This window comes from Streptomyces sp. NPDC060232 (assembly GCF_042726555.1).
GTDB lineage: Bacteria > Actinomycetota > Actinomycetes > Streptomycetales > Streptomycetaceae > Streptomyces.
The window spans coordinates 287,003-303,020 of the sequence record NZ_JBHXAG010000001.1 but is presented as its reverse complement, the minus strand read 5'-3'; the positions used below and the strand labels follow the sequence as shown (position 1 = coordinate 303,020).

Here is a 16,018-nt window from a genome sequence, read left to right as displayed (position 1 = left end):
GGAGGCGTCCGCATCGAACCGAGGAGGAAGCTACCTGAAATCGTTTTCATTTCCAATAGGGCGGATTTCCGGTAGCCTGCCGCTCACGAGACCGGAGTGCCAAAGGGAGCCACCGAGCCATGAGAGACCTGACGCAGGGGCAAGAGATCGGCCCGTACGTGGTGCGGCACGCCAGGCCCGAGGACGTGGCCGGCGCGCGGAGCGTCATGCTCGACACGTTCTACCGGGAGTTCGACTACGGGTACGTACCCCAGTGGCACGACGACGTCGTCGACATCGACAGCACCTACCTCACGCACCCGCGCCACACCCTCGTCGTGGCGGTCCTGGCCTCGGAGGTGGTCGGCACCACCGCGCTGAACTCCCGGGGTCCCGCGCACCCCCCGCACCCCCGATGGCTCGCCGAGCGCTATCCCTCGGGGCGCACGGCGCAGCTGCTACGGGTGTACGTACGCCCGGACCACCGCAGGCACGGTCTGGCCCGCGCCATGGTCAGGACAGCCTGCGCATTCGCGGCAGGTGTCCCCGGCTACGACGCCGTCTACCTGCACACGAACGTCGACATCCCCGGCGCGGAAGCCTTCTGGCGCGGCATGGCCGACGAAGTCTGCGACGCCCGCACGACCGGCGAGCACGGCGGCTACGGGACGGTCCACTTCGAGATCCCGATCCCCGTCACGGCCACCAGCGGCCGACGCGGCAACTAGGGCCTGTATCGAGTTGCCCCGCGGCGTCGCGACGCCCGGCACGCACCCTCGGCGGGTGCAGCGTCGGGTACAGGGTGCCGGGGCTGATCCGGTAGCAGTGGGAAGCCAGTTCCTCGGTCGTCCACGCGCCGTGGATCTCCTCCTCGACCGCGTGATGCGGGATGTGCAGCCGCACCGCGCCCCGCTGGAACCCCCGCACCCTGGCCCACCTCCGACAGCGACGAAGCCCATACCGGTTCCCGGTCTCAGCCGCCGGCACGCACCGCCCCGCACCCGAGGACGACGTGACGGACATATGACGCCAACAAGCCAAGCCCATCGCGCGTCAGGTCAACGGCAGTGTCAGCGGCGGACGCGGGGCATGCCCAGGCCTGTCCACGAGATGATCTCGCGCTGGATCTCGTTGTTGCCGCCGCCGAAGGTGAAGATGACCGCGCTGCGGTAGCCGCGTTCGAGCTCGCCGTGCAGGACCGCTCCGGCGGAGCCGTCCTTGAGGGGGCCCGCCGCGCCGACGACCTCCATCAGCCAGGCGTACGCGTCGCGGCGGGCCTCGGAGCCGTACACCTTGACCGCGGAGGCGTCCTGCGGGGTGAGGGTGCCGGCCTCGACCGCGTTGACCATCTGCCAGTTGAGCAGCTTCATCGCGTCGAGGCGGGCGTGGGTGCGGGCGAGCCGGCCCCGGACCCAGGACAGGTCGATGACCCGGCGGCCGTCGGCGAGCTTCGTGGACGCGGCCCAGCGTTGGACGTCGTGGAGGGCCCGGATGGCCATCGTGCCGTGCGCGGCCAGGGTGACGCGCTCGTGGTTGAGCTGGTTGGTGATCAGGCGCCAGCCCTTGTTCTCCTGGCCGACGCGGCGTGCGGCGGGGACCCGGATGCCCTCGTAGTAGCTGGCCGTGGTGTCGTGGGAGGCCAGGGTGTTGATGAGGGTGCAGGAGTAGCCGGGGTCGGAGGTCGGGACGAGGAGCATGGTGATGCCCTTGTGCGCGGGGGCGTCCGGGTCGGTGCGCACGGCGAGCCAGACCCAGTCGGCGGTGTCGCCGTTGGTGGTCCAGATCTTCTGCCCGTTGACGACGTAGGTGCCGGTCTCCTCGTCGCCCTCGCGGACCGCCTTGCACGTGAGTGCGGCGAGGTCGGTGCCCGCGTCGGGCTCGCTGTAGCCGATGGCGAAGTCGATCTCCCCTGAGAGGATCCTGGGCAGGAAGTACGCCTTCTGCTCATCGGTACCGAACTGCATGATGGTCGGCCCGACCGTGTTGAGCGCCATGAGGGGAAGCGGTACGACCGCCTGCGCCGCCTCGTCGAAGAAGATGAACTGGTCCATCGGGGTCATCCCGCGGCCGCCGTACTCCTCGGGCCAGCCGATGCCGAGCCAGCCGTCGGCGCCGAGCCTGCGGATGGTCTCGCGGTAGAACCGCTTCTGGGCGGCCGGGTCCTCGTAGCGGGCGTAGACGTCCTCGGGGACCAGCTCGGCGAAGTAGGCGCGCAGCTCGGCGCGCAACTGCTGCTGCTCAGGCGTGTATTCGAGGTGCACGGACCCTCCGGAATCTCGCGGCCACAGCGGGTTCGCTGCGATGGCGGCGGTCAGATTAGAACCTGTTGCAAGAATTCGGAAGGACCCGCGCATCGGCCGTTCGAAGTGCGTCCACGGCCGCCCCGATGCCTTTCGCTTCAGTTCGGGCCAGGTCGGTTCACGCCAGTTCAGGTCAGTGCAGGTGGGCTCAGGTCAGTGATGGTCGGTTCAGGTCAGTGCGGGTCGATTCAGGGCGCCGATCATGGCCGTGGCCGTCGCCGTCATCGCCGTGCGCGCCGCCGTCAGGTACGGCCGGGGGTCCGCCGGGGTGAGGTGGGTGCGGATGGCCTCCGTCATGGCCAGGTTCAGCGCGGTACCGATGTTCACCTTGCGGATGCCTCCCGCGACGGCCGCCGCGAGCTCGGAGTCCGGCAGCCCGGACGAGCCGTGCAGGACGAGCGGTACGTCCACCGTCTTGGCGAGCCTGGCCAGCAGTGCGTGGTCGAGGGCGGCGGTCCGGCTGGTCATCGCGTGGCTGCTGCCGACGGCGACGGCCAGTGCGTCGACCCCGGAGTCCGCGACGAACCGCCGTGCCTCGTCGGGGTCCGTACGGGCGCCGGGCGCGTGCGGGTCCAGCGGGGCGGCACCGTTCTTGCCGCCGACCTCGCCGAGTTCGGCCTCGATCCACAGCCCGTTGGCGTGCGCCCAGTCGGCGGCCGATCGGGTGGCCTCCAAGTTCTCGGCGTAGGGGAGCTGCGCCGCGTCGTACATCACCGAGCTGTATCCCGCGTCGCAGGCCTGCCGCAGCAACTCGGGGCTCTTGACGTGGTCGAGGTGCAGGCCGACCGGGACCGCCGCCGCCTCCGCGCACGCGGCGGCGGCCCGGGAGATCGGCAGCAGCCGCCCGCGGCGGAACTTCACGGCGTTCTCGCTCAGTTGGAGGATGACCGGCAGCCCGGCCGCCTCGGCGCCGGCGACGACGGCTTCGGCGTGCTCCAGCGTGATGATGTTGAAGGCGGCGACGGCGCGGCCGGCGCCGGAGGCCTCCCGGACGAGCGCGCCCGCACAGACGAGGGTCATCGGACCGCCTCCTCGCCGGTGGAGAGGATCACCGAGCGGGTCAGGTTGCGGGGCGCGTCGGGGTCCAGCCCGCGGTCGGCCGCGACGGCCAGGGCGAGGCGGTGCACACGGACCAGTTCGGCGAGCGGATCGAGCCGCCCCGCCACCCACTGGCCGCCCGTCCGGCGGACCTGTTCGGCGAGCCCGTCGGGAGCCTCGTCGAGCGACCAGGTGACGGTGCCGGGCCCGGAGATGCTGACCGGCCCGTGCCGGTACTCCATCGCCGGGTACGACTCGGCCCAGGACAGCGACGCCTCCCGCATCTTCAGGGCCGCCTCGTGGGCGAGCCCGACGCTCCAGCCGCGGCCGAGGAAGGTGAACTGTCCCCGGCGCGCCAACTCCGCGGGAAGCGGCTCGTCGAGGGCGGTGCGGGCGTCGGCGACGGCCGCGGCGCTGTGCAGCCCGACGTGGGCGCGCAGCAGGGTCAGGGCGGTGGTCGCGAAGCGGGTCTGCACGACGGACTGCTCGTCGGCGAAGTCGAGGACGACGAGTTCGTCCGCCAGCGCCGTCACCGGGGTCGCCGGGTCGCCGATGACGGCGGTCGTGGGCACGCCCGCGTCCCGCAGTGCGGCCAGCAGGTCCAAGACCTCGGTGGTGGTGCCGGAGCGGGTCAGGGCGACGACCCGGTCGTAGCGGCGGTGGCGCGGGAACTCCGAGGCGGGGAAGGCGTCGGTCTCCCCGTGTCCGGCGTCCTCCCGCGACACGGCGGCCGCCTGGGCCATGTAGTACGAGGTTCCGCACCCGGTGATCGCGATGCGCTCCCCCGGCTGCGGCAGCACCGCCCGCCGGGCCGGGGCCAGTTCGGCGGCCCGCTCCCAGCATGCGGGCTGCGTGCCCAACTCGTACGCGACGTGACTCATACAGGCTCCCTCGTGCGACAGACGGGTCTGAATGTGTTGTGCGTGCTGCGCCATGCGTTTTCCTGCAAGGTATCTTGCACTTTCGCGCAACTTCAAGCAACCACGGGGTGATCTGCTCGGTTAGTGTCGCCGGGTAGCCCGACGGAGGCCACGGGACGAGCACGGGAGGGGGCGGCCGATGACCCGCAAGGAGCGCTGGCAGACACTGCTGGACCTGCTGGTGGAGCGGGGCGAGCTGGAGGTGGAGCCGGCGGCCGAGGCCCTCGGGGTGTCCGCCGCGACCATCCGCCGCGACCTCGACCAGCTCGCCGAGCAGCAGCTGCTGGTGCGCACGCGCGGCGGTGCGGTGGTGCACGGGGTCAGTTACGAACTCCCCCTGCGCTACCGGATGTCACGGCGCGCGGCCGAGAAGGGCCGGATCAGCGAGGCCGTCGCGGCGCTGATCACCCCGGGCGAGGTGATCGGCCTGACGGGCGGCACCACGACCACCGAGGTGGCGCGGTCCCTGGCCGGGCGGCCGGACCTGGCCCAGGGCTCGCCGGCGCTCACCGTGGTCACCAACGCCCTCAACATCGCGGGCGAACTGGTGATCCGGCCGCAGTTCAAGATCGTGCTGACGGGCGGCGTCGCACGGCCCCAGTCGTACGAGCTGACGGGGCCGCTCGCCGAGCAGGTCCTCGGGCAGCTCGCCGTGGACACGGCGGTGCTCGGCGTGGACGGCTTCGACCCGCAGGACGGTGCGGCGACCCGGCACGAGGACGAGGCCTCGGTCAACCGCCTGCTGTGCGAACGCGCCCGCCGGGTGGTCGTGGCGGCGGACTCCAGCAAGCTGGGCGTCCGCGCCTTCGCCCGCATCTGCGCGACCTCGGCCGTGGACGTCCTGGTGACGGACACGGACCTCGCCCCGGCGGTGGCCCGCGCCTTCACCGCGGCGGGGGTCGAGGTGCTACGGGTCTGAGGGGGCACGGGCGGAGCGGTGTTCCACCTCCCGGCGCCGCACGGGGGAAAGCCCCGCCCCGGCCGCCGGTCCTCACGCCGTTGTCCGCGGGTAGGGTCTGGGGCACGGGCGAAGCGGGCCGTCCTTCTCGCCGGCCTGTACCGTTGCCACACGGCTCATCGGGGCCGTGTGCGGTGAGTGGTGTGGCGATACGGGGGTGGGCGGGGTGCTGGCGGAATCGTTGACCGCTGTGGCTGCCGCGGCGGGCGCCGGGGTGGTGCAGGCCGCGACGACCGATGCCTGGGCAGGAGTCAGGGTCCGGGTCGCGCAGTGGTTCGGACGCGGCAACGAGCGGCGGGAACAGGCGCAGTTGGAGCGACTCGACCGCACGGCGGCGGAACTGGTCGCGGGCGGCGGGGCGGAACGGGAGCGGGAGCTCCTGGCCAGGGAGTGGCAGGTCCGCTTCGAGGGTGTGCTTGAGGACCTGGACGAGCCGGAGCGGCGGCTGGCGGCAGCCGAGCTGCGCACCCTCCTGGAAGACGGCGTGGGCACGGCCGGGGTCTCGGCCGGGGCCGGAGGGGTGGCCGCCGGCGGGAACGTCACCGTGAGGGCCGATCACGGATCCATCGCTGCGGCGATCCTGGAGGGAGGAGCCCATATCGGCCACCCTCCGGTGCCGGATCCGTCCCAGGGCTGAACGGACCGGCGCTCTTCGGCCCAGGCCCCTCCGCCCCGCCGTCCGGCGGGGTCCACATCCACGCCGTGCAAGGAGGTCTGGCGGCCTACCACATCGACCACGTCACCTACCAGTCCGCACCGCGGGGCGGAGTCCCCTGGCCGCATCAGGTGGGTGTGCTGCCCCGGCGGGCCGGTGCGTACCAGGTCCGGACCGAAGGGCTCGGGCTGCGGGACACCGCCGCCGACGCGGGTGGCGCGGTACAGGTCCTGGTGGGGATGGGCGGGGTGGGCAAGACCCAGCTCGCCGCCGACCACGCCCGGCGTGCGTGGGCCGAGGGGGAGATCGACCTCCTCGTGTGGGTGACCGCGGCGAGCCGTCAGGCGGTCGTCGACGCCTACGCCCAGGCCTCCGTCGAGATCCTGGGCTCGGACCCGACCGATCCGGAGCGGGCCGCGGCCGCGTTCCTGGCCTGGCTGGAGCCCAAGCCCGTGCCACGCCCTGCGCGTTGGCTCGTCGTCCTGGACGACGTCGCCGACCCCGGGGACCTGAGGGGGCTCTGGCCGCCCGGCCACGGCCTGGGCCGCACCCTGATCACCACCCGCCGCCGCGATGCGGCCCTGGCCGGCCGCGGACGCCACGTCCAGGTGGGCCTGTTCGGCCCGGACCAGGCACTCGCCTACCTGCAGCAGGCCCTGGCCGCGTACGGTCGCAGCGACGACGCCGCCGACCTCTCCGCGCTGGCCGGGGACCTCGGATGCCTGCCGCTCGCCCTGTCCCAGGCCGCCGCCTACCTCGGCGACACGGGCCTGGACGCCGCCGGCTACCGCACCCGGCTCGCCGACCGCGCACGGCAGGTGGCCGACCTGCTCCCCGAATCCGAAGCCCTGCCCGACGACCAGGCGAGCACCGCCGCCGCGGCCTGGTCACTGTCCCTGGAGCACGCGGACCGGCTGCGCCCCGTCGGCCTGGCCCGCCCCATGCTCCACCTCACCGCGGTGCTCGATCCGAACGGCATCCCCCAGCGGGTCCTGACCGGCGCAGCGGCCCTCGCCCATCTCCGCTCCCACCGCACCGGCCGACCCGACGACGGCCCTGCCCGAACACCTCTCACGGTCTCCGCGGAGGATGCGACCGGCGCTCTGCGCGCCCTTCACCGCCTGAACCTGATCGACCACACCCCCGAGGAACCCCACCGGTCCGTCCGCGTCCACCAGGTCGTCCAGCGCGCCACCCTCGACACGCTCGACTCCGACCGCCGCGACCGTCTCGCGCACACGGCGGCGAACGCCCTGACCGGCGCCTGGCCCGAGATCGAGCGTGACACCGGCCTCGCCCGTACCCTGCGCGCCAACGCCGCCTCCCTGGTCGCGTGCGCCGAAGACGCCCTGCACCGTCCCGACGCGCACGGAGTGCTGTACCGCCTGGGCGAGAGCCTCGGGCGTGCGGGCCAGGTCTCCGCCGCCGTCCGGCATTTCCGCCACCTCACGGACACCGTCACCCAACACTGGGGCCCGCACCACCCCGACGCCCTCAAGGCCCGCAGCGGTCTCGGCACCTGGCGGGGAGAGGAGGGCGATCCGGCCGGGGCCGCCGCGGCGTTCGCCGACCTGCTGGAGGACTGCTCGCGGGTGCTGGGGCCCGACCACCCGCACACCCTCACCACCCGGGCCGGCCTCGCCATCTGGCAGGGCAGGGCGGGCGATCCGGCTGCGGCCGCCAGGGCGTTCGCCGACCTGCTGGTGGACCACCTCCGCCTGCTGGGGCCCGACCACCCCGCCACCCTCACCACCCGGAGCGAGCTCGCCGCCTGGCGAGGCGGTACCGGACACGAGGACGCGTCTGTCACCGGGTACGAGGAGCTGCTGGCGGACTGCCTGCGGGTGCTGGGGCCCGACCACCCCGAAACGCTCAACACCCGGAGCAACCTCGCCCTCCGGCAGGGAGAGGCCGGGGACGCGGAGGCGGCGGCCGCATCGTACGCCGCGTTGCTGGAGGACCACACGCGGGTGCTGGGACCCGACCATCCCCACACCCTCAATACGCGGAGCAACCTCGCCGCCTGGGAGGGCAGGGCGGGGAGGGCCGGCGGGGCGGCCGACGCGTTCGCCGACCTGCTGGAGGACTACCTGCGGGTGCTGGGTCCCGACCACCCCCGTACGCTCGGCACCCGAAACAACCTCGCCTTCTGGCAGGGGGAGGCGGGCGACGCGGCGACCGCCGCGGCCGAGTACACCGTCCTGCTGGCGGACTACCTGCGGGTGCTGGGGCCCGACCACCCCGAAACCCTGGGCGCCCGGAGCGACCTCGCCCGCTGGCAGGGGGAGGCGGGGGACCCGGCCGGCGCCGCCGCGGCGTACGCCGCCCTCCTGGAGGACTGCCTGCGGGTGCTGGGGCCCGACCACCCCGCTACCCTCACCGCCCGGAGCGAATGCGCCCGCCGGCAGGATCGGTCATCCCGTTGAGACCCCACCGGATCGCCGCGGGGCTCCCGTCCGATGCGGCAGGGGTCCCGACCGCGCGGCAGGAGCGTCACACGGCCCGCCCGCCCGCCTCAGTGGGCCGGCAGGCGCTCGGACTCCCGCACCAGTGCCGCCAGTACGGGGGCGATCAGCGGGTGGGTCTCGGCGCCGCGGCGGGTCGCCGCGAAGACCCGGCGGGTGGCGGCCGGCCCGGTGACCGGGCGGACCTGCACTTCCTTGAGGTCCATGCCGCGCAGCGCGGAGCGCGGTACGAGCGCCACCCCGGCCCCGGCTCCGACCAGCGCCGTCACGGCGCGGAAGTCGTCGGAGGAGTGCGCGAACCGCGGCTGGAATCCGGCCAGTTCGCACGCCAGCAGGGTCACGTCGTGGCACGGGTTGCCGGGGTACTGGCCCACCCAGTCCGAGTCGGACAGGTCCGCCAGCGACACCGCGGGCAGGTCGGCCAGCGGGTGCCCCGCCGGCAGTACCGCGTCGAAGGGTTCCGCGTAGAGCGGGAGGACCGAGAGCCGGCCGTCGTCGGCGCCCGGCGCGCCCCGGTACTCGACCGCGAGCGCGAGGTCCGCCTCGCCGTCCAGGAGCAGCGGCAGGCTCTGGTCGCCCTCCGCGTCACGCACCCGCAGCCGGATCCCCGGGTGGTCGAGCGCGAGCCGGGCGATTGCGGGTGCGAGGACCTCGGCGATGCCCGTCGCGAAGGCGGCGACCGTGACCTCGCCGCCGGCGCCTTCCGCGTACGCCGCGAGTTCGGCCTCCGCCCGCTCAAGCTGCGCGAACACCTCGTGGGCGTGGCCGAGCAGGATCTCCCCGGCCGCGGTCAGCCGTACGCCGCGGCCGCTGCGGGTGAGCAGCACGTGGCCCGTCTCCTGTTCCAGCGCCGCGAGCTGCTGGGAGACGGCGGAGGGGGTGAGGTACAGGGCTGCGGCCGCGGCGGTCACCGTACGGTGGTCCGCCACGGCCCGCAGGATGCGCAGCCGGCGGGGGTCGATCACCCCTCCATGATGTCAGCCCTGAGCAGCGGAAAGCGCCGCACGGGCGTCGACGAAGGCGGCCACCGCGCGCTCCACGTCGGCCGTGGAGTGGGCGGCGGAGAGCTGGACGCGGATGCGTGCCGCGCCCATCGGCACCACGGGGTAGGAGAAGCCGATCACGTAGACGCCGCGCTCCAGGAGCAGCTCGGCCATGCGGCCGGCCTCCGCCGCGTCGCCGATCATCACGGGGGCGATCGCGTGGTCGCCGGGCAGGATCTCGAAGCCGGCCTCGGTCATCTTGGTGCGGAAGAGCGCGGTGTTGGCGGCGAGGCGTTCGCGCAGGTCACCGGCCGATTCCAGCAGGTCGAGGACCTTGAGGGAGGCGGCTGCGATGACCGGGGCGAGGGAGTTGGAGAAGAGGTACGGGCGCGAGCGCTGGCGCAGCAGCTCGACGATCTCGGCGCGCGCGGCGACGTAGCCGCCGGAGGCGCCGCCGAGGGCCTTGCCGAGGGTGCCGGTGATGATGTCGACGCGGTCCATGACACCGTGCAGCTCGGGGGTGCCGCGGCCGCCGGGGCCGACGAAGCCCACGGCGTGGGAGTCGTCGACCATGACCATGGCGTCGTAGCGCTCGGCCAGGTCGCAGATCTCCTGGAGGGGGGCGACGTAGCCGTCCATGGAGAAGACGCCGTCGGTGACGATCAGCTTCCGGCGGGCGCCGCCCTCGGTGGCCTCCTTCAGGCGCGTCTCCAGCTCGGCCATGTCGCGGTTGGCGTAGCGGAAGCGGCGGGCCTTGGAGAGGCGGATGCCGTCGATGATGGAGGCGTGGTTGAGCGCGTCGGAGATGACCGCGTCCTCGGCGCCGAGGATGGTCTCGAAGACGCCGCCGTTGGCGTCGAAGCACGAGGAGTAGAGGATGGTGTCCTCCTGGCCGAGGAAGGCCGAGAGCCGCGCCTCCAGCTCCTTGTGCACCTCCTGGGTGCCGCAGATGAAGCGGACGGAGGCCATGCCGTAGCCCCAGCGGTCCAGTGCGTCCTTCGCCGCGGCGACGACCTCGGGGTGGTCGGCCAGCCCCAGGTAGTTGTTGGCGCAGAAGTTGAGGACCTCGCCGGGGGCGCCGCCCGAGGTGACGGCGACGGCCGCGCTCTGCGGGGTGCCGATGACGCGCTCGGGCTTGTGCAGACCGGCGGAGCGGATCTCGTCGAGGGTGGTGCGGAGGTCGTCGCGGACGGTCTCGAACATGCTGCGTTCTCCTTGTGCGGCGGAGGGGCCGGGCCCCGCGGAGGGGGAGGGTTTGCGGGGCCCGGCCGGAGGGAGATGGTTCGTGGGGGAAGGGGGGCGGTTACGCCGTCCAGTCCAGGATGATCTTGCCGCTGCGGGCGGTCGACGCCTCGTCGAAGGCGGCCTCGAAGTCGCGGTGGGAGTAGCGGCCGGTGATGACGGGGCTCAGGTCGAGCCCGCCCTCCAGGAGCACCGTCATCGCGTACCAGGTCTCGAACATCTCACGGCCGTAGATGCCCTTGATCGTGATCATCGAGGTGACGACCTTCGCCCAGTCGACGGGGAACTCCGTCGCGGGCAGGCCCAGCATGGCGATCCGGCCGCCGTGCGTCATGTTGTCGATCATGTCGTGCATGGCCTCGCCGCGCCCGGACATCTCCAGGCCGATGTCGAAGCCCTCGCGCAGGCCGAGCTGCGCCTGGGCCGCGGCGATCGAGGACTCGGCGACGTTCACGGCGAGCGTGGCGCCCGCCTTGCGGGCGATCTCCAGCCGCTCGGGGCTCACGTCGGTGATGACGACGTTGCGCGCACCGGCGTGCTGGGCGACGGCGGCCGCCATGATGCCGATCGGGCCGGCGCCGGTGATCAGCACGTCCTCGCCGACCAGCGGGAAGGACAGCGCCGTGTGCACGGCGTTGCCGAAGGGGTCGAAGATCGCGGCGACGTCCAGGTCCACGGCCGTGCGGTGCACCCACACGTTCTGCGCGGGCAGGACCACGTACTCGGCGAAGGCGCCGTCCCGGCCCACGCCGAGGCCGATCGTGCTGCGGCACAGGTGGCGACGGCCGGCGAGGCAGTTGCGGCACTTGCCGCACACCAGGTGGCCCTCGCCGCTGACCAGCGCGCCGAGCTCGATGTCCGCCACGTCCGCGCCGACCGCCGCGACCTCGCCGACGAACTCGTGGCCGAGGACGAGGGGGGTCTTGACCGCGCCCTGCGCCCAGCCGTCCCAGGAGCGGATGTGCAGGTCGGTTCCGCAGATGCCGGTGCGCAGCACCTTGATCAGCACGTCGCCGGGGCCGTACTCGGGCTCCGGGACGTCCATGAGCCACAGGCCGGGCTCGGCTTTGTGCTTGACGAGGGCCTTCATGGGTGGCTCCAGGCATGCGGAAGGGGGCGCCGTGAGCGTGCGGAACTCGGGCGGCGTCGGTGACGGGCACCAATCTGCCGATCCCCGTGGTGATCAGTCCATCTAGACTTTCTTAAACGGGCCGACAGCGCAGCTTCACGAGCGTGTCTTCACCCCTATGCTCCTCCCTTGACGGGGCAGGAAAAGGGGAGGTGAGGGGCGTGCCGAGTCTGCGCAGCAGGGTGCTTTCGGTCGCCATGGTCGCGGCGGGGCGGCGAAGACGGTTCGCGAGCGCCGAGGCGGTGCGGGCCCGGGTGGCGTCGGCGGCCCGCCGGCCCCCGTCGCACCTTCCGCCGCGCCGGCTGGGCCGCGTCGCGGACATCTCCCGTACCTTCGTCGGCGCCTGGCCCGTGTACGACATCTGCCCGCTCGGGGCGGAGCCGTCGGCGCAGGTGCTGTACGTGCACGGCGGCGGCTACGTGGGCGAGCTGGAGCGGCGGCACTGGGAGCTGGTGCGGACCCTGGTGACGCGGGCCCGGGCCCGAGTCGTCGTGCCCGCGTACATCCTGGCGCCGCGCGGTACCGCGGACCGGACCGTCCCCGTCGCCACCGACCTGCTGAGCGGGCTGATCGCGGGCGGCGGTGACGGCGGGACGGTGCTCATCGGCGACTCGGCCGGGGCCGGGCTGGCGCTGGCGGCCGCGCAGCGCCTGCGCGACCGTGACGGCGAGCAGCCTTCGCGGATCGTGCTGGTCTCGCCCTGGCTGGACGTGACGATGAGCCATCCGGACCAGGCCGCGATCGAGGCGGCCGATCCGGTGCTGGCCCGGGCGGGGCTGGCCGAGGCCGGCCGGCTGTACGCGGGGACGCTGGCCGCCGAGGACCCCCTGGTGAGCCCGCTGCGCGGGACGTTCGGGGGCCTCGCGCCGCTGACGGTCTTCAGCGGGACCCGGGACGTGCTCTCGACGGACAGCCGGGAGCTGGTGCGCCGGGCGCGTGCGCAGGGGGCCGAGGTGGAGTTCCACGAGGCTGCGGGCCTTCCGCATGGGTACCCGCTGCTGCCGGTGCCGGAGGGACGGGCGGCGCGGGACCGGATCGTCGAGCTGGTCAGGTCCGCGGCCGAGCTGTGAGGCCCGCTACGCCGTGCAGGTCATCAGGGAGCTGATCGGCCAGGCGCGGTAGGCCGTCCAGAAGGCTTCGTCGCGTACGGGGTCGGCGGGCGGCGTCCGGTTCGGCTGCCAGCCGACCGTGACGAAGCCCGCCTCGACGGCCGCCTCGGCGAGGTCGGCGTGGGCCCATTCGCGGAACTCGAACGGCACGGGCGGCTCGGTCAGGAAGTGGGCCTTCAGCAGCGGCGCGTCGCCGTCGCGGACCCGGTCGAGGATGCGGACCCCGTACGGCGACCAGTCCACCCGCGGGAACGCCCCGGCGTTGGGCACGATGGCCAGCAGCCGGCCGCCGGCGCGCAGGTTGGCGCGGACGGACCGGAACATCGCGTGCAGGGTCCGGCGGTCGGGCGCGTAGCTGAACACGTACGCGGCGGTGGCGAGGTCGAAGGGGCCGAGGTCGGGCAGGCCGGCCGCGTCGGCGACGAGGTACTCGACGTCGGGGCGGTCCTTCGTCGCCTCGTGTGCGCGGGCCAGCCGGATCATCTCCTCCGAGACGTCCACGCCGACGGTGCGCCGGGCTCCGCCGCGGGCCAGCAGCCGGGTGTTGTAGCCGTATCCGCAGGCCAGGTCGAGGGCGTCGAGGCCGCGCAGTCCGCCCAGCGCGTCGAGGGCCCCGTGCAGGGTGTAGGTGTCGGCCGCGGAGAAGGCCGCCGTGCTCGTGGACTCCGCGTAGCGCTCGCCGATGGTGTCGTACTGGAACCGCATGCTCTGCCTTCCGGGGGCCGGCCGGGGGGTGGGACGCGTGCGTATCGTGCCCCGCGGCACGTACGGGTGACCGCCCGCTCACCCGTACGTCCCCCGGACGAGGGAAGCGGTCGGCCTATCGCGGCGGCGCCGGCTCGGCCGTCGTCCGTTCGCGGGCGTGGCCGCGCGGCCGGGCGTGTGCCGGGTCCCGCGTCGTGGCGCGGGTGCCGGGCCCCTCGCCGACCCTGGCGGTGGCCGGCTCTGCCCGTGCTCCGGGCCGGCGCGGATCGGGGCCGCACACGGCGGCCCGGGGCTCCGCGGGAGCGCCGGGCCGCCGGGATGCCGATGCCGTCGCCGAAGGCGCATGCTGACTGTGTGATGGCGAGAGCGGACAGCGTCGGCGCCGCCACCGACGCCTTGGTCCAGGCGCTCGCGCGGGCCGCCGTGAGCGCCGAGGAGGCCGTGGGCGGGTACGCGGGCGGGGTGTACCTGCGCTCGCGTTCCGGCGATCTCCTGCAGCTGGCCCTGTTCACGGGGCTGCCGCTGCCGCTGTTCCGGCCGTGGTGGCGGATGCAGGTCAACCGGCCCTTTCCGGTCGCCGAGGCCTACCGCTCGGGGCAGGCCGTACACCTCCCCGACGCCGCGTCGGCCATGAGCCGCTTCCCGCAGCTGGTCGCCGGACTGCCCTTCCCCTTCGCCTCGCTGTACGAGCCGGTGATCGCGGGCACGGAGCGGTTCGGCGTGCTGCTGGTGCTGCGTCCAGCCACTCCCGGTGTCCCGGTCGGGGCCCGGGACCGCACGCGGCTCCGGGAGGCCGCGGAGGGGCTGGCACGCGAGCTGTCGGCGCTGTCGGCGGCCGGGGAGCCGGTGGTGTGGGAAGGGGACCCGGTCGCCGTGCCGGAGCCGCCGCCCGATGCCGAGGCGGGCGCGGCGGGCGCCCGCCGCGCCGTGGACCGGCTCGCGCAGGCGGTGCTCTCCCTGGACCGGCAGGGCCGGATCGGCTTCGTCAACTCCGCGGCGGATCACCTGCTGGGCGTCGGCGCGGGGCAGTTGCACGGGCGGCTGCTGTGGGAGGCGCTGCCGTGGCTCGGGCACCCCTCGTACGACGACCACTTCCGGGCCGTCTTCATGTCCTCGGAGCCGGTGCACTTCTCCGCCCGGCGCGGCCGGCCCCCGCCGGGCGAGTGGCTGTCGGTGGGCCTGTACCCGGCGTCGGACGGCGTGACCGTGACGATCGGCACGGCCGACCCGCCCGCCTATCCGCCCGCGGCGGCCGATTCCGGCGCGGACGGGGGTTCGCCGGCCGACGGGGGGTCCCGGCTGTACCGGCCGGTGGCGCTCGCCATCGCCCTGACCGAGGCGGTCACGGCCCGGCAGGTGTCGGCGGTGGTCACCGAGGAGCTGCTGCCCGCCTTCGGCGGCCGCCAGCTCGCGATCTACCTGCTCGACGAACGGCATCTGTACCTGGCCTGGGAGACCGGCTTCCCGCAGGGCTTCCTGGACCGGTTCGACGGGGTCGCCCTCGATGTCCGGCTGCCGGGCGTGGAGACGCTGACGACGGGCCGGCCGCTGTTCTTCGAGTCGATGCAGCAGCTGGCCGCCGCCTATCCGGGCATTCCGCTGGACGCCGACGTCGGCGCGCGCGCCTTCCTGCCGCTGATCGCGTCCGGCCGCCCGGTCGGCTCGTGCATCCTCGGCTTCGACGCGCCGCGCGGCTTCAGCCCGGAGGAGCGTACGGTGCTGACCGCGCTGGCCGGGCTGATCGCGCAGGCCCTGGCGCGCGCCCGGCGCTACGACAGCGAGGCGGCGCTGGCCCACGGGCTCCAGGCGGCGCTGCTGCCGCACCGGCTGCCGGTGCGGCAGCACGTGTGCACGGTCGGCCGCTATCTGCCCGGCTCCGCCGGCATGGACGTGGGCGGCGACTGGTACGACGTCGTGGAGACCGGATCGGGCCGGCTGGCCCTGGTCATCGGCGACGTCCAGGGCCACGGGGTGGCCGCCGCCGCGACCATGGGGCAGCTCCGGAGCGCCGTACGGGCGTTCGCGCTCGCCGGCAGCACACCCGAGCAGGTGGTGCGCGGCACCAACCGGCTGCTCATCGACCTCGATCCGGGTCAGTTCGCCAGCTGCTGCTACGTGGTGCTCGACCCGGCGTCGGGCTCCGCCCAGGCCGTCCGGGCCGGGCACCCGCAGCCGCTGCTGCGCCGTCCCGACGGCCGGACGGAGGTGCTGGACCTGGCGGGCGGGGTGGTGCTCGGCGTCGACCCGGAGGCCGCGTACCCGGTCACGGAGCTCCTGCTGGCGCCGGGCGCGGTGCTCGCCCTGTACACGGACGGGCTGGTGGAGCTGCCCGGCGTCGACATCGACGAGGGGGTGGAGCGGCTGCGGCTGGCGCTGGCGGCGGGGCCGCCGGTTCCGCTGGCCGAGGCCGCCGACCGGCTGATCGGCAACGCCGCCGACCGGCCGGACGACATCGCTCTGCTGCTGGCGTCCCTCACGGGCGGCTGCGAACAGCCCGCCCCGCGCTGACCGGGCGCCACCCACGCCCGCCGGGCG

Annotated in this window: 13 protein-coding genes; 6 read left to right on the top strand and 7 right to left on the bottom strand. The window is 74.0% G+C overall.

The window, feature by feature from the left end:
• Nucleotides 1–119: 119 nt before the first annotated feature.
• Nucleotides 120–707, top strand: coding sequence for a GNAT family N-acetyltransferase (locus ACFWFZ_RS01285; RefSeq protein WP_387114791.1), 588 nt, complete (start codon nucleotides 120–122; stop codon nucleotides 705–707).
• A gap of 342 nt (nucleotides 708–1,049) precedes the next feature.
• Here ACFWFZ_RS01285 and ACFWFZ_RS01280 read toward each other — a convergent pair whose 3' ends face one another.
• The 3 genes from ACFWFZ_RS01280 to ACFWFZ_RS01270 all read right to left on the bottom strand — a co-directional run bounded on the left by ACFWFZ_RS01280 (nucleotide 1,050) and on the right by ACFWFZ_RS01270 (nucleotide 4,198).
• A complete protein-coding gene (locus tag ACFWFZ_RS01280) occupies nucleotides 1,050–2,240 on the bottom strand; it encodes an acyl-CoA dehydrogenase family protein (RefSeq protein WP_387114788.1) in 1,191 nt (396 codons plus the stop codon).
• A 207-nt stretch (nucleotides 2,241–2,447) separates the two neighbouring features.
• On the bottom strand, nucleotides 2,448–3,299 hold the full coding sequence (locus tag ACFWFZ_RS01275) for a class II fructose-bisphosphate aldolase (RefSeq protein ID WP_387114785.1): 852 nt from the start codon (nucleotides 3,297–3,299) through the stop codon (nucleotides 2,448–2,450).
• Nucleotides 3,296–4,198 carry an SIS domain-containing protein gene (locus tag ACFWFZ_RS01270; protein ID WP_387114782.1) on the bottom strand — a complete coding sequence of 301 codons (903 nt, stop codon included), beginning with the start codon at nucleotides 4,196–4,198 and terminating at the stop codon, nucleotides 3,296–3,298. Before ACFWFZ_RS01270 ends, ACFWFZ_RS01275 begins: the two co-directional genes overlap by 4 nt.
• 178 nt (nucleotides 4,199–4,376) lie before the next feature.
• Between ACFWFZ_RS01270 and ACFWFZ_RS01265 the strand changes: the two genes are divergently transcribed.
• From ACFWFZ_RS01265 to fxsT, 3 genes are all read left to right on the top strand, one after another.
• Nucleotides 4,377–5,156 carry a DeoR/GlpR family DNA-binding transcription regulator gene (locus ACFWFZ_RS01265; RefSeq protein ID WP_387114780.1) on the top strand — a complete coding sequence of 260 codons (780 nt, stop codon included), beginning with the start codon at nucleotides 4,377–4,379 and terminating at the stop codon, nucleotides 5,154–5,156.
• 229 nt (nucleotides 5,157–5,385) lie between these two features.
• On the top strand, nucleotides 5,386–5,832 hold the full coding sequence (locus ACFWFZ_RS01260; RefSeq protein WP_387116244.1) for a hypothetical protein: 447 nt from the start codon (nucleotides 5,386–5,388) through the stop codon (nucleotides 5,830–5,832).
• A gap of 65 nt (nucleotides 5,833–5,897) precedes the next feature.
• Nucleotides 5,898–8,276: an FxSxx-COOH system tetratricopeptide repeat protein gene (gene fxsT / locus ACFWFZ_RS01255; RefSeq protein ID WP_387114777.1), complete on the top strand. Its 2,379-nt coding sequence runs from the start codon at nucleotides 5,898–5,900 to the stop codon at nucleotides 8,274–8,276.
• Nucleotides 8,277–8,365: 89 nt separating this feature from the next.
• Here the strand turns inward: fxsT and ACFWFZ_RS01250 are convergent, their stop codons facing one another.
• From ACFWFZ_RS01250 to tdh, 3 genes are all read right to left on the bottom strand, one after another.
• Nucleotides 8,366–9,280: a LysR family transcriptional regulator gene (locus ACFWFZ_RS01250; RefSeq protein WP_387114774.1), complete on the bottom strand. Its 915-nt coding sequence runs from the start codon at nucleotides 9,278–9,280 to the stop codon at nucleotides 8,366–8,368.
• A gap of 12 nt (nucleotides 9,281–9,292) precedes the next feature.
• A complete protein-coding gene (locus ACFWFZ_RS01245) occupies nucleotides 9,293–10,501 on the bottom strand; it encodes a glycine C-acetyltransferase (protein ID WP_387114771.1) in 1,209 nt (402 codons plus the stop codon).
• Nucleotides 10,502–10,601: 100 nt separating this feature from the next.
• On the bottom strand, nucleotides 10,602–11,630 hold the full coding sequence (gene tdh, locus ACFWFZ_RS01240) for an L-threonine 3-dehydrogenase (protein WP_387114769.1): 1,029 nt from the start codon (nucleotides 11,628–11,630) through the stop codon (nucleotides 10,602–10,604).
• A 200-nt stretch (nucleotides 11,631–11,830) separates the two neighbouring features.
• Between tdh and ACFWFZ_RS01235 the strand changes: the two genes are divergently transcribed.
• Nucleotides 11,831–12,739: an alpha/beta hydrolase fold domain-containing protein gene (locus ACFWFZ_RS01235; protein WP_387114766.1), complete on the top strand. Its 909-nt coding sequence runs from the start codon at nucleotides 11,831–11,833 to the stop codon at nucleotides 12,737–12,739.
• A 6-nt stretch (nucleotides 12,740–12,745) separates the two neighbouring features.
• On the opposite strand, the gene ACFWFZ_RS01230 is transcribed toward ACFWFZ_RS01235, so the two are convergent.
• Nucleotides 12,746–13,483: a class I SAM-dependent methyltransferase gene (locus ACFWFZ_RS01230; protein ID WP_387114763.1), complete on the bottom strand. Its 738-nt coding sequence runs from the start codon at nucleotides 13,481–13,483 to the stop codon at nucleotides 12,746–12,748.
• A gap of 357 nt (nucleotides 13,484–13,840) precedes the next feature.
• Between ACFWFZ_RS01230 and ACFWFZ_RS01225 the strand changes: the two genes are divergently transcribed.
• Complete coding sequence (locus tag ACFWFZ_RS01225; RefSeq protein ID WP_387114760.1) at nucleotides 13,841–15,991, top strand: SpoIIE family protein phosphatase; 2,151 nt, start codon at nucleotides 13,841–13,843, stop codon at nucleotides 15,989–15,991.
• Nucleotides 15,992–16,018 lie beyond the last annotated feature (27 nt).

Coding starts and splice junctions, on each gene's coding strand:
- ACFWFZ_RS01285 (WP_387114791.1), top strand. CDS start 120: ATGAGAGACCTGACGCAGGGGCAAGAGATCGGCCCGTACGTGGTGCGG.
- ACFWFZ_RS01275 (WP_387114785.1), bottom strand. CDS start 3,299: ATGACCCTCGTCTGTGCGGGCGCGCTCGTCCGGGAGGCCTCCGGCGCC.
- ACFWFZ_RS01270 (WP_387114782.1), bottom strand. CDS start 4,198: ATGAGTCACGTCGCGTACGAGTTGGGCACGCAGCCCGCATGCTGGGAG.
- ACFWFZ_RS01265 (WP_387114780.1), top strand. CDS start 4,377: ATGACCCGCAAGGAGCGCTGGCAGACACTGCTGGACCTGCTGGTGGAG.
- ACFWFZ_RS01245 (WP_387114771.1), bottom strand. CDS start 10,501: ATGTTCGAGACCGTCCGCGACGACCTCCGCACCACCCTCGACGAGATC.
- tdh (WP_387114769.1), bottom strand. CDS start 11,630: ATGAAGGCCCTCGTCAAGCACAAAGCCGAGCCCGGCCTGTGGCTCATG.
- ACFWFZ_RS01230 (WP_387114763.1), bottom strand. CDS start 13,483: ATGCGGTTCCAGTACGACACCATCGGCGAGCGCTACGCGGAGTCCACG.
- ACFWFZ_RS01225 (WP_387114760.1), top strand. CDS start 13,841: ATGGCGAGAGCGGACAGCGTCGGCGCCGCCACCGACGCCTTGGTCCAG.